The 13026-nt window shown below is 46.7% G+C and carries 12 protein-coding genes; all 12 read left to right on the top strand.

Translation table 11 applies throughout. The features are described 5' to 3' along the window. Positions 1 to 13 precede the first annotated feature (13 nt). Complete coding sequence (locus AT705_RS12095; protein WP_058796783.1) at positions 14 to 967, top strand: ParB/RepB/Spo0J family partition protein; 954 nt, start codon at positions 14 to 16, stop codon at positions 965 to 967. Positions 968 to 1105: 138 nt separating this feature from the next. Further along, positions 1106 to 1486: an ATP synthase subunit I gene (locus tag AT705_RS12090; RefSeq protein WP_010384869.1), complete on the top strand. Its 381-nt coding sequence runs from the start codon at positions 1106 to 1108 to the stop codon at positions 1484 to 1486. Between the two features lie 16 nt (positions 1487 to 1502). Beyond that, positions 1503 to 2360 (top strand): F0F1 ATP synthase subunit A, encoded by an 858-nt coding sequence (gene atpB / locus AT705_RS12085; RefSeq protein ID WP_049863033.1) that lies wholly within the window; start codon positions 1503 to 1505, stop codon positions 2358 to 2360. 66 nt (positions 2361 to 2426) lie between these two features. Then, the gene (gene atpE / locus AT705_RS12080; protein WP_008222392.1) at positions 2427 to 2660 is read left to right on the top strand and encodes a F0F1 ATP synthase subunit C; all 234 of its coding nucleotides are present in this window, start codon (positions 2427 to 2429) and stop codon (positions 2658 to 2660) included. Between the two features lie 49 nt (positions 2661 to 2709). After that, a complete protein-coding gene (gene atpF / locus AT705_RS12075) occupies positions 2710 to 3180 on the top strand; it encodes a F0F1 ATP synthase subunit B (RefSeq protein WP_010384872.1) in 471 nt (156 codons plus the stop codon). 15 nt (positions 3181 to 3195) lie between these two features. Continuing rightward, on the top strand, positions 3196 to 3729 hold the full coding sequence (atpH, locus tag AT705_RS12070; RefSeq protein WP_010384873.1) for a F0F1 ATP synthase subunit delta: 534 nt from the start codon (positions 3196 to 3198) through the stop codon (positions 3727 to 3729). A gap of 14 nt (positions 3730 to 3743) precedes the next feature. After that, positions 3744 to 5285, top strand: coding sequence for a F0F1 ATP synthase subunit alpha (atpA, locus tag AT705_RS12065; RefSeq protein ID WP_058796782.1), 1542 nt, complete (start codon positions 3744 to 3746; stop codon positions 5283 to 5285). A gap of 52 nt (positions 5286 to 5337) precedes the next feature. Beyond that, positions 5338 to 6198: a F0F1 ATP synthase subunit gamma gene (atpG, locus tag AT705_RS12060; RefSeq protein WP_049863034.1), complete on the top strand. Its 861-nt coding sequence runs from the start codon at positions 5338 to 5340 to the stop codon at positions 6196 to 6198. A 32-nt stretch (positions 6199 to 6230) separates the two neighbouring features. Further along, positions 6231 to 7616: a F0F1 ATP synthase subunit beta gene (gene atpD / locus AT705_RS12055; RefSeq protein ID WP_010384876.1), complete on the top strand. Its 1386-nt coding sequence runs from the start codon at positions 6231 to 6233 to the stop codon at positions 7614 to 7616. Positions 7617 to 7629: 13 nt separating this feature from the next. Beyond that, positions 7630 to 8046: a F0F1 ATP synthase subunit epsilon gene (locus AT705_RS12050; protein ID WP_010384877.1), complete on the top strand. Its 417-nt coding sequence runs from the start codon at positions 7630 to 7632 to the stop codon at positions 8044 to 8046. 448 nt (positions 8047 to 8494) lie between these two features. Next, positions 8495 to 9559 carry an efflux RND transporter periplasmic adaptor subunit gene (locus AT705_RS12045; RefSeq protein ID WP_237113723.1) on the top strand — a complete coding sequence of 355 codons (1065 nt, stop codon included), beginning with the start codon at positions 8495 to 8497 and terminating at the stop codon, positions 9557 to 9559. Then, positions 9556 to 12642: an efflux RND transporter permease subunit gene (locus AT705_RS12040; RefSeq protein WP_058796781.1), complete on the top strand. Its 3087-nt coding sequence runs from the start codon at positions 9556 to 9558 to the stop codon at positions 12640 to 12642. The genes AT705_RS12045 and AT705_RS12040 overlap by 4 nt, the downstream gene beginning before the upstream one ends. Positions 12643 to 13026: the final 384 nt, after the last annotated feature.

The following is a 13026-nucleotide window of genomic DNA, read 5'->3' as shown; positions in this document are numbered from 1 at the left end:
GGAAGAAAAAATAATGTCGGTGAAAAAACGCGGTTTGGGTCGAGGTCTGGATGCCTTGTTGAGTTCAGCAAAACCTGCTGCGCCTCAACCTGCTCAGCCTGAAGTCGCACAAACCCAAGGCACCGAGCGTGCCGGTGAACCCGAGCAGACGACGCAAAGCCATGAGGTGGCCGATCAGGAATTACAACGGTTGCCCATCGAGTATTTGCAACGTGGTAAATATCAGCCGCGCAAGGACATGTCTGAGCAGGCTCTGGAAGAGCTTGCCAGTTCGATCCGGGCACAAGGTGTATTGCAACCGATAGTGGTGCGCCCGATCGCTGAAAACCAATTCGAAATCATTGCCGGTGAACGACGCTGGCGCGCTGCGCAGCTTGCTGAGCTGGATGTGGTGCCCTGTATCATCAAAGATGTTGCTGATGAAGCCGCTGTGGCCATTGCGCTGATTGAGAACATTCAGCGTGAAGATCTTAACGCTATGGAAGAAGCGGTAGCATTAGATAGGTTACTGAACGAGTTTGAACTGACCCATCAGCAAGTTGCTGACGCCGTAGGCAAGTCACGTACCACAGTGACAAATTTACTTCGTCTCAATAATCTCAACGATGATGTAAAAATTTTGTTGGAACATGGTGATATTGAAATGGGTCATGCCCGTTGTTTACTGGCACTGACAGGTGAGCAACAATCGGAAGCGGCCAGAACCGCGGTCGCTAAAGGATTGACGGTTCGTGAAACCGAGAAGCTGGTGCGTGCTATGCTAGAGCCAGTGGAGAAAAAAACAGCAAAAGAGAAAGATCCGGACGTTAAACTGCTTGAGCAGCAACTGGCTGAGAACCTGGGGGCCAAAGTGGAGATAAATTATAACCAAAAAGGTAAAGGTAAGCTGGTGATTTCTTATGCAAATTTAGATGAATTAGACGGAATTTTGGGGCGTATTCAGCCCGATTTTCAGCAACCCTCGTAATCTTACCTTTTAAGGCGAAATGGGCGCTCGAAAAGCGTTACATTTCGTCTCGTCAAGTTGCAAATTGAGCAGAAATAAGTATAATTTCGCCAGTTTTCTAGCCCTGATAAAATTTAGCGTCATTAAGGTTAATTATAAGTGACTCATTCGTTAGCAAGCCCATATCGGCGTGCCGCATTAAAAGGTGTTTTATATCAGGGTCTCGTAGCTATCATTGCTGCAGTAATAGTTTTTATTGGTTGGGGAGTGGAAGCAGGCTTGTCGGCGTTGGCTGGCGGAGCGGTGCTAGTACTCCCTAATTTTGTATTTGCCGCTTATGCATTCCGATTTATGGGTGCCAGTAAGGCAAATCAAGTGTATTCCTCATTGAAACGAGGAAACGGATTAAAATTTTTGCTAACTGTTGTGCTTTTTGCGCTCATTTTTAAGCACTTTTCAGTCGTCATGCTGCCGTTTTTCGGCACTTACATGCTGGTGATGCTGACACAATGGTTGGTTCTGATTTTTTTTAATCATTAACTTTTAGGATAAAACAATGGCTGCAGAAGAAGTGACTCTATCGAGCCATATTCAGCACCACTTGACCAATGCCAAGATGTGTTCGACCGATGCCGGTCTGGCCTTCAATAAAGCATGTGCGGACAGTGGTTTCTGGACATGGCATATAGATACCCTCGCATGGTCCATCGGTTTAGGTCTTATATTCTTATGGATCTTCCGAAGTGCCGCTAAAAAATCCACCACAGGTGTTCCTGGTAAATTCCAGTGCTTTATTGAAATGGTTGTTGAGCTCGTTGGTGATAACGTGCGAGACACTTACCATGGCAACAGCAAGCTGATCGCGCCTTTGGCCCTGACTATCTTCGTCTGGGTGTTCTTAATGAACTTGATGGATTTGGTTCCAGTTGATTTCCTACCTGCTTTCGCCGGCTTTGTTGGTGAACAAGCATTTGGTATGGACTCACACGATGTTTACATGAAAATTGTACCGACCACAGATGTGAATATGACCGCTGCACTGGCACTGGGTGTATTTATTCTGATGATCGGGTATTCAATTCGTATCAAAGGCCTGGGCGGCTTCATTGCTGAGCTTACGCTTCACCCGTTCAGCTCTAAGAACAAATTAGTGATGGCGATTCTTATCCCATGTAACTTGCTACTTGAAACAATCGCATTGGTTGCTAAGCCTTTCTCGCTGGCACTGCGTTTGTTCGGTAACTTGTATGCGGGTGAGATGATTTTCATCCTGATTGGTGCAATCGGCCTGATGCAGCTTCCACTGCACTTTGTATGGGCTGTGTTCCACATCATGGTAATCGTACTGCAAGCATTCGTATTTATGATGCTGACTATCGTTTACCTCAGCATGGCTAGTACAAAAAGTCACTAATCAGCTGAAATAAAAGAATTTTTTAAACTTTAACTTTAATTTACTATTGAAACTTTGGAGATAAAAATGGAAATCGCAGTTGCTATTAAACTTATCGCTGTTGCTCTACTAATCGGTTTTGGTGCAATCGGTACTGCACTAGGCTTCGGTAACATGGGTGGTAAGTTCCTAGAAGCATGTGCTCGTCAGCCTGAGCTTGCGCCTCAACTACAAGTTAAAATGTTCATCCTAGCTGGTCTTATCGATGCCGTTGCAATGATCGGTGTAGGTATCGCTATGTACATGTTGTTCGCTCTTTAATATTGCAAAATACCTGAAACGAACAACTGTCAAGTAAGGAGGAGCGGTCGTGAACTTAAACGCCACTCTAATAGGTGAATTAATCGCATTTGTGGTCTTCGTATGGTTCTGTATGAAGTTCGTATGGCCACCACTAAATGGTGCGATTGAAGCTCGCCAGAAGAAAATCGAAGATGGATTAGCTGCCTCTGACAAAGCTGAAAAAGATCTTGAGCAAGCGCGCGAAAAAGCTGCTGAAGAACTGAAAGAAGCGAAAACTCAAGCTAGCGAAATCATCGAACAAGCTAAAAAGCGTGCAACGCTGATTGTTGACGAAGAGACAACTCGTGGTCAGCAAGAGCGTGAGAAAATCATTGCTCAGGGACACTCTGAGATCGAATCTGAACGCAACCGCGTGAAAGAAGAGCTACGTCAACAAGTAGCGACTCTGGCTGTGGTTGGTGCAGAGAAGATTTTAGAGCGTGAAATCGATCAAGCCGCACACAGTGACATCGTTGAAAAACTTGTCGCTGAGCTTTAAGTAGAGGGTATGAGCATGTCTGAATTGACTACTATCGCTCGCCCATACGCTAAAGCGGCTTTTGAACTTGCCGTTGAGAAAGGCACAGTTGAAGCTTGGAATGAAATGCTGTTCTTCGCAGGCCAGGTGGCCCGCGATGAACAGGTTCAGCTGCTACTGGGTGGCATTGCTACCGAAGCAGAGCAGTCTGATGTATTCATCAAGCTATGCGCTGAGCAACTCGACGAACAAGGCCAAAATCTTATCAAGCTGATGGCCGAAAATGAGCGTTTAGCCGCCATTCCAGCTGTTGCAGATTTGTTTGCTGAACTAAAAGCAGACTATGACAAAGAAATTGACGTTAACGTCGTTTCAGCAGCAGCGCTTGCCGAAGAAGAGCAAGCAAAATTGGTCGCGGCACTTGAGAAACGTTTCGCACGCAAAGTTAAGCTGAATTGTAGCATCGACGAAACCATCGTAAGTGGTCTGGTCATTAAAGCTGGCGATACCGTCATTGACGGCTCTATTCGCGGCAAGTTAGATCGTCTTGTGACGACGCTACAATCGTAATTGGGAAAAAGAGCATGCAACTTAATTCCACAGAAATTTCTGCACTGATCAAGCAACGCATTGAGCAGTTTGAAGTTGTAAGTGAAGCGCGTAACGAAGGTACTATCGTATCTGTTACCGACGGTATCATCCGTATCCACGGTCTTGCTGACTGTATGCAGGGTGAGATGATCGAGCTTCCTGGCAACCGTTATGCTATCGCATTGAACCTTGAGCGCGACTCAGTAGGTGCGGTAGTAATGGGTCCATACGCAGACCTTAAAGAAGGCGTAAAAGTTAAATCAACAGGTCGTATCCTTGAAGTACCAGTAGGCCGTGGTCTGCTAGGTCGTGTTGTAAACACACTTGGTGAGCCGATTGACGGTAAAGGCGCGGTAGACAACGATGGTTTTGAGCCAGTTGAAAAAATCGCACCGGGCGTAATCGAGCGTCAATCAGTAGACGAGCCAGTACAAACTGGTTATAAGTCTATCGACTCTATGATCCCAGTTGGTCGTGGTCAGCGTGAGCTAGTTATCGGTGACCGTCAGACTGGTAAAACAGCACTGGCTATCGATGCTATCATCAACCAAAAAGACACAGGCGTTAAGTGTGTGTACGTTGCGGTTGGTCAGAAAGCTTCGACCATTGCTAACGTAGTACGTAAACTAGAAGAGCACGGCGCTCTTGAGAACACCATTGTTGTTGTTGCATCAGCATCTGAGTCTGCTGCACTACAATTCCTGGCTCCGTTCTCTGGTTGTACTATGGGTGAATACTTCCGTGACCGTGGTGAAGACGCGCTAATCGTATATGATGATCTGTCTAAGCAAGCTGTTGCTTACCGTCAGATCTCACTACTACTTAAGCGTCCACCGGGCCGTGAAGCATACCCAGGTGACGTATTCTACCTTCACTCACGTCTTCTAGAGCGTGCATCACGTGTTAACGCTGATTACGTTGAGAAGTTCACCAACGGTGAAGTGAAAGGTCAAACAGGTTCATTGACGGCATTGCCAATCATTGAAACTCAAGGTGGTGACGTTTCTGCATTCGTACCTACCAACGTTATCTCAATCACCGACGGTCAGATCTTCTTAGAAACTGACTTGTTCAACGCAGGTATCCGTCCAGCGGTTAACGCTGGTATCTCGGTATCTCGTGTAGGTGGTGCAGCGCAAACTAAAATCGTTAAGAAACTAGGTGGTGGTATCCGTCTAGCACTAGCTCAGTACCGTGAACTAGCGGCGTTCTCTCAGTTCGCTTCTGACCTTGACGATGCAACGCGTGCCCAGCTTGAGCACGGTGAGCGCGTAACAGAGCTAATGAAGCAGAAACAGTACGCACCAATGTCTGTTGCTGACATGTCTCTGTCTCTATTCGCTGTTGAGAAAGGCTACCTGCAAGACATCGAAATCAACAAAGTACTTGATTTTGAAGCAAGCCTAATCGCATTCGCGAAAAGCGAATTCGCAGCGCTAATGACTCAAATCAATGAAACTGGTAACTACAACGCCGAGATCGAAGCGCAGCTGAAAGAACTTCTAGAGAAGTTCAAGTCTACGCAAACTTGGTAATGTGTTATGAAGGTGAGTAGTTAACTACTCACCCAGATTCGGAGAAAGAGTCATGGCCAGCGGAAAAGAGATAAAAAGCAAGATCGGGAGTATCAAGAATACTCAGAAGATCACCAGCGCAATGGAGATGGTTGCCGCTTCTAAAATGAAGAAGGCACAGGAACGCGTCGCGTCCAGCCGCCCATACGCTGAAAACTTACGCAAAGTGATCGGTCGTATTGCTCAGGCTAACCTTGACTTCCAACACCCGTTCTTAGTTGAACGTGAGGTGAAGCGAGTAGGTTACATCGTTATCTCTACTGACCGTGGTCTTTGTGGCGGCTTGAACTCAAACGAGTTTAAGTATGTAGCGAAAGACGTGAAAGCGTGGAAAGAAAAGGGTGTTGATGCAACATTTGCCACCCTGGGCGGCAAAGCTGCTGGTTTCTTTAAACGTTTTGGCGGTGAGCTAGAAGCCAAAAAAGCCGGGTTAGGAGATGCGCCTTCCGTTCAGGACGTAATTGGTCCTGTTAAAGTGATGCTAAAAGCATACGAAGAAGGCAAAATTGATCGCTTATTCGTTGTGTACAACAACTTTGTGAACACAATGAAGCAAGAGCCTGTTATCGATCAGTTATTACCTTTGCCAAAAGCTGAAGAAGAAGTATCAGCTCACGCTTGGGATTACTTATATGAGCCAAACCCAGAGGCGATTCTAGAGACACTACTAGTGCGCTTTATTGAGTCTCAGGTTTACCAAGGTGTAGTTGAGAATGCTGCCTCTGAGCAAGCTGCCCGTATGGTTGCGATGAAAGCCGCAACAGATAACGCAGGTGGCCTGATTGATGAGTTACAGCTGGTATACAACAAGGCGCGTCAGGCTGCAATCACACAAGAGATCAGTGAGATTGTATCTGGTTCAGCTGCCGTGTAACGCTTCGGCAAAGTTTAACGAGAGGAATAGACATGAGTTTAGGTAAGGTCGTCCAAATTATCGGCGCCGTTGTGGACATCGAGTTCCCACAAGACAACGTGCCAGCCGTATATGACGCACTAAAAGTTACAGAAGGCGACCTGGCTGGTTTGACACTAGAAGTGCAACAGCAGCTAGGTGGCGGTGTGGTACGTGGTATCGCACTAGGTAGTACTGACGGTCTGCGCCGTGGTACTTCAGTAGAAGGTACAGCTGAACCAATCAAGGTTCCAGTTGGTACAGCAACACTTGGTCGTATCATGAACGTACTGGGTGACGCAATTGATGAAGCCGGCCCAATCGGTGAAGAAGAGCGTTGGTCAATCCACCGCGCTGCACCTTCATACGAAGAGCAAAGCAGCTCAGTTGAGCTACTTGAAACAGGTATCAAGGTAATCGACCTTGTATGTCCGTTCGCTAAGGGTGGTAAAGTTGGTCTGTTCGGTGGTGCTGGTGTAGGTAAAACCGTAAACATGATGGAACTTATCCGTAACATCGCAATCGAGCACAGCGGTTACTCTGTATTCGCCGGTGTTGGTGAGCGTACGCGTGAGGGTAATGACTTCTACCATGAGATGAACGACTCAAACGTACTAGACAAAGTATCGCTAGTATACGGTCAGATGAACGAGCCACCGGGTAACCGTCTGCGTGTTGCTTTGACTGGTCTGACTATGGCAGAGAAGTTCCGTGACGAAGGTCGTGACGTACTGTTCTTCGTAGATAACATCTACCGTTACACGCTGGCGGGTACTGAGGTATCTGCACTACTAGGTCGTATGCCTTCAGCGGTAGGTTATCAGCCAACTCTTGCAGAAGAGATGGGTGTACTACAGGAGCGTATCGCGTCTACTAAGACTGGTTCAATCACGTCAATCCAGGCCGTATACGTACCTGCGGATGACTTGACTGACCCGTCACCAGCAACGACGTTCGCGCACCTTGATGCAACCGTTGTACTTTCACGTGATATCGCGTCTCTTGGTATCTACCCTGCGGTAGACCCACTAGATTCAACATCTCGTCAGCTTGACCCGCTAGTAATCGGTAACGAGCACTACGAGACTGCACGTGGCGTTCAGACTGTACTTCAGCGTTATAAAGAGCTGAAAGACATCATCGCAATCCTAGGTATGGACGAGCTATCTGACGAAGATAAGCAAGTTGTATCTCGTGCACGTAAAATCCAGCGTTTCCTGTCTCAGCCGTTCTTCGTTGCTGAGGTATTCACAGGTGCACCTGGTAAATACGTTTCACTGAAAGACACTATTTCTGGCTTCAAAGGCATCTTAAACGGTGAATACGATGACATGCCAGAGCAGGCTTTCTACATGGTTGGCTCAATCGACGAAGCGATCGAAAAAGCCAAAAACATGTAATTAGGGGGTTGTTATGGCAATGACAGTACGCCTTGACGTAGTGAGCGCTGAAAAGAGTTTGTACTCTGGTGACGTGACTGCGATCCAAGTGACAGGTAGTGAAGGTGAGCTGGGTATTCACCCGGGTCACGCACCACTACTGACTGGCCTAAAACCTGGTATGGTACGTTTAGTAACAGAAGATAAAACTGAAGAGTTTATCTATGTTGCAGGTGGTACGCTGGAAGTTCAACCTAAGACCGTAACTGTCCTTGCTGACGTTGCGATCCGTGCGGAAGAAATTGACGAGCAAGCTGCTGAAGAAGCTAAACGTGAAGCGGAAGCGCAATTGGCTTCAGGCACTGCGGGCGAGCTGGATTACCAGCAAGCTGCCATGCAGCTTGAAGAAGCTCTTGCTCAGCTACGTCTTCTACGCCAGCTGCGCAAATAAGCAGCCACCTATCTGGTTTAAAAAACCCACGCATTGCGTGGGTTTTTTTATGTCTGCTCAATCGCTCCGCCTCTGTATCCACCTTTCATTTCAGTATATGGGCCTGTCATAGATTGTGCCCCAAGCCCTGATCTGGCACGGTTATTTATGGCATCAATCAGCGTATTTTTATCATGCTAATACTGACTTTTGGGCGCTGATAATCTGCAGTTTACTTAAGTTGATTGGTAGAAAATGCCTTAATGCGCTGTTTCGTGTACTCGTTCAGTTGTTGTCAGAGCGACAGACTGCCTTACTGTGTTATTTTTAACTCTATGTTTATTATGCTAATGATTGCTTGGTCACACGTCGTTGCATGAGGTAACAACACTTCACTTCTCAGATCTCCTCTAGGTTCTCTAGACTCACGCAAATACGTAAGAAGAAATGCGAATTATGGGGATCAACAATGATGAAAAACTTAACGCACCGGGTCGGGCTGATTTTATTGCTACTGGCATCTCACCATGCTCTGGCTGAGCGGATAGTCACGACTGCCAGGGTTATCGAGAATCACCGAGGGATAACCAGTGAATTAGTGGCTGAGGTCGTCGACTCTGACGCAACAGTCCTTTCAAGTTACACCAGCGCACATGTAGTGAAGATAAAAAAGGCCGGTGAGCGTGTCAATGCGGGCGACACAATCGCTCAGCTGGACACGCAGTTTCTGGTCTTATCGGAGCAAAGGAAACGCTATGAGATCCGCCAGACAGAGGTCCAGGTCGGGTATCTGAGTGTTGAACTGAAACGGCTGGAAACTTTATCGCAAACACAAAGTGTCAATCGCTCTGAGCTGGACCAAATAACCTATGAATTGGCGACGGCAAAAACCAAGTTAGCCGAGCTGGAAATCAGCTTAACCGAAATCCAACGACATATTGCACTGAGTACAATCCGGGCGACGGACAGTGGGTTTGTCGCCGAGACTTTTGTCCGTAGGGGGGAGTATGTTCAGCAAGGTGATGCAATCGCCAGAGTGAATAGTTTTGATGATATTGAACTGTCCAGCCAATTGCCTATCGAGTTGTTGGATCATATAGATGAGCATGCTGAGCTGATCATCGAGAGCGAACTACAAAGACCTAAACGCATAGGAATTGCAAAACTGGCCAGGGTTGTGCCTGAGGTGAGTGTCGGTACAGGCGCTGTGACCTTATTCGTTGAACCAGAGCAGGCCTTGAAAAAGCACTTAGTACTGGGTTCTAACCTGACCATCACACTCAAAATTAGCATTCCAGATAGCCTGGTGATCCCAGGAGATGCATTGATCCCCAGAGGCGAAGACAGTTTCGTTTATAAACTGAAGGCAGATAGCTCGGTTGAAAAGGCAGCTGTGAAAGTGCTGGCCGGGGTAAATGGCAACTATGTCGTGACCGGGGCGCTGTCTCCCGGCGAAGTGGTGGTTACCCGTGGTGGGTTGGGTCTCAAGCCAGGGGATGTTGTTAAGGTGGATGAAAGGGTGGCTCAGTTATGAATCACGCAATATTAAAAAGCCCTCACTATGTGGTGAGCTTTTTCCTCGTCATTATTATTCTGGGTATTACGGCTATACCCAAGTTACCGGTTCAGTTGCTTCCTGATATTGGTGAGGACCGGATAGTGGTGGGGAACTTCTGGCCTGGTGCCTCTCCTATGGAAATGGAGCGGCAAATTGTCGAGCCTGTCGAAGAGCTACTCAGCAAGGTGCCCGGTGTGTTGCGGTATGAAACGGATACCGGAACAGGCTTTGCCTGGGTGAATATGACCTTCCAGCCAGGCACGGATATGCAGGAGGCATACATCGAAGTCATCGATAAGATGAATCAATTCAATACACGCCCAAATACCGCTCTTGAGCCGATTATTCAGAACAAGTCCAAAGACAATAAAGGCAGTATTGCTGGCTTGGTGTTGTTTCCCAATGGCGCCGGTGTCACAGCAGATAGAAGCTTATACACAGACGTATTTGAAAAGTTTGTCAGGCCGCGGATCCTGGCAATCCCTGGGATCAGTAACCTGTCACCTTTGGCATCAACCGAGCAACGTATTGATATTATTTTTGATCCTGAAAAGTTGGCGAAGTATGCGCTAACAATAGATCAGATGCTCAACCTGCTGCGCAACTCGCTGGACCAAAGTGTGGGCATTGTTGAGCAAGGGACACGCAATTTTGCGGTACGATTTGAAGGGCGACGAGACATTGCTGAGCTAAATGGCCTGGTTATTGCCAAAAATGAACAAAAGGTCGTGACCCTTGGCGATGTGGCGTACATTGAGAACGCATTCGTCACAGACTCTTCCCCTGTATATTGGAAGCGTCAGCAGGCTTTTTATGTCAGTGTCAACGCTGCCAATGGCTCGAACGCCTTGGCGTCACTGGCACAACTGAAGCAGGTGATCACAGAATTGAATACAACGGTATTGCCAGAGTTGGGTGTGCAAGTCGAACTGACCAAGGATGATTCAAAAACTATTAAGAGTGCGGTGGCGATGGTGCAAAATAACCTGATCCTTGGGGTGATTCTGTCGACTTTAATCCTGTTCTTGTTTGTTCGAAAACTGCCCGTGATAGCGATGATTTTTATCAGTTTGCCGATTTCGATATTGGCGACATTTTTGGCCATGCAAATGTTAGGGCGAACATTCAATGTCATTTCACTGGCTGGTATTGCGCTGTCCACCGGGATGATCCTGGATGCCGCCATTGTGGTGGTTGAAACGGCGGTTCGGTATCGTGAACAAGGTGAGAAAACACTCGATGCGGTGCGAAAAACCATGTCAGAAGTCTCGGGGGCGCTGGTGAACTCTGTTGTATCAAGTATCATCGTGTTTGCGCCGATCCTGTTAATGCAAAGTGCTGAAGGCAAATTATTCCATGATCTGGCGATCACCATTTCTTCTGCGTTGGGTGCCTCTTTGTTTTTCGCACTACTCTTATTACCCCTGTTACTGCGCTATTTATTGCCCATCGTTAAAGTGCAGAATACAACGGGTGGATTTGTTGAACGTGTGTCAGCTTATCTGGCCAATATGGTGGTCAGTACACGCAACCGGGTGGTCATGTTAGTTGTGTTAGTGTTACTTCCTCTGATTGGCTTGATCTTACTGGCGCCAAAATTAAACATTCTGCCGCAGGTTGAAGGCACACGGGTAAACGTGTCTGTTAGTGTGAATCAGAGTATGAATAATGAGGCTCTGACGCGAGAGTTATTGATGCCTGTTAATCGGCTAATCGAGGAGAGTCAGGAGCAGAATGACGGACCGCAGGTTGAGAAGTTCCTGTCTTTTGTTTCAGGCAGTTCATCGATTCAGCTGGTACTTTATCCTAAAGATCCTGCTCGTGCTGAGGAGTTGAAAACATGGGCTACAGAAACGCTGCAGAGCGAATTTGTACATGCCAATGTGTATGCGAGTTTTAACTCGTTGCTAGGGTTTGGCTTGTCGACCAATCGACGGGTAACCATCGACTTTACCGGGACCTCATTGGACGATTTGCAAATCATAGGTCGTGAGGTTTACGAGCATCTTAATACCCATATGGGATATGCTAACCCCTGGAGTAATACCCCTTTATACAATGATGACCCGCAGATTATCTTCACACCCAAAGATAACCAGCTGCTGGAGCTTGGAGAGTCTCAATACAATCTGTCGCAAAAGCTCCGGGCATTGACTGATGGAGTATACATTGGTGAATACTCCAATGGCACAAAGAACTTACCTATTTATATCAAGGGAGAAGATTGGCGGGCCATTAATCATGTTATGGATACACCGCTTTACTTTCCATTGGAAAATGAGGTCACTCTGCTGCGTACTTTAGTTGATTATGAGCTGGATGTAGGCCCTAGCTCATTGTATCGGCTTAACGGGTTTCGTACGTTGTCTATCAATGTAACCCCGCCACCAAGTATGCCCTTGTCGTCCTTTATTGAGGACTTAAAGGTGCAGGTGACGCCGATTATTGACACGCATATGCCTGAATCCGTATCAGTGTCATACCGCGGCAGCGCAAGTAAACTGAATGCCCTTATTTCAGATATGTTGCAACAGTTTAGTTTTGCCATGCTGATACTGTTTCTGCTGGTATCCGGATGGTTTAAATCATTCAGAAACGGCTTGGCGATTATGTTGTCACTGCCCATCGCACTGATTGGTGGCATGTTGGCACTGAATGTGGTTAATCTGGTGAGTTACCAACCGCTGGATGTGATCTCTATGATGGGTTTCATTATTCTCATTGGTCTGGTGATTAACAATGCCATTTTATTTGTCGGGCATTTCAATGAACTAGATAGCAATCGCTTTTCTGTCAGTGAAAAAATCCAGTCAGCTATCAAGTCGCGAGCAAGGCCCATTTATATGAGTACCTTGACCAGTATTTTTGGCATGTTGCCATTGGCTTTGATACCAGGTGTGGGGTCGGAAATTTACCGAGGTCTGGCGATTGTGATTGTGGGTGGTATGACTTTTAGTGCTGTGTTTTCGTTATCCGTGATGGCTGCCTTGCTAAGCTTACCCATTTTTACCCGGAACGAATCTGAGTATGAGGCGACTCAGCCTGTCGAAATTACTTAATTCTTCATACGTTGTTGTTGAACCCGTCAAGGCCACCTGATCCAGGTGGCCTTTTTTGTGTATGTCAAAACCGTTGAAAGATGTACTCGCTCAGACGTAATGAGTAAGGATATGGTTGCTGGTTTATTAAACGATTTCAGCAAGCAGTGGAAAAATCTGAGTGATCAGATTGGGATTTTTAAAGCCTCAGTCTAATTTCCGGGGAGTGATTAAAAAAAAGCCTGTGACTATTTGGTATCAAACGAGAAAAAGCTTCCTATGCTCTTCAAAAAATCATCCGACGTGACATAATTTTTCTGCTTATATATATGATTTATAATGTTTTATTTTTTGTTTCTGAAGTGTGCAAAGCGAAATAATGCGTAGTCATGAATGGTGGCGTGG

Origin of the sequence: Pseudoalteromonas rubra (genome assembly GCF_001482385.1) — a bacterium.
Classification (GTDB): Bacteria; Pseudomonadota; Gammaproteobacteria; order Enterobacterales; family Alteromonadaceae; genus Pseudoalteromonas; species Pseudoalteromonas ardens.
This window is presented reverse-complemented; position numbering and strand designations above follow the sequence as displayed.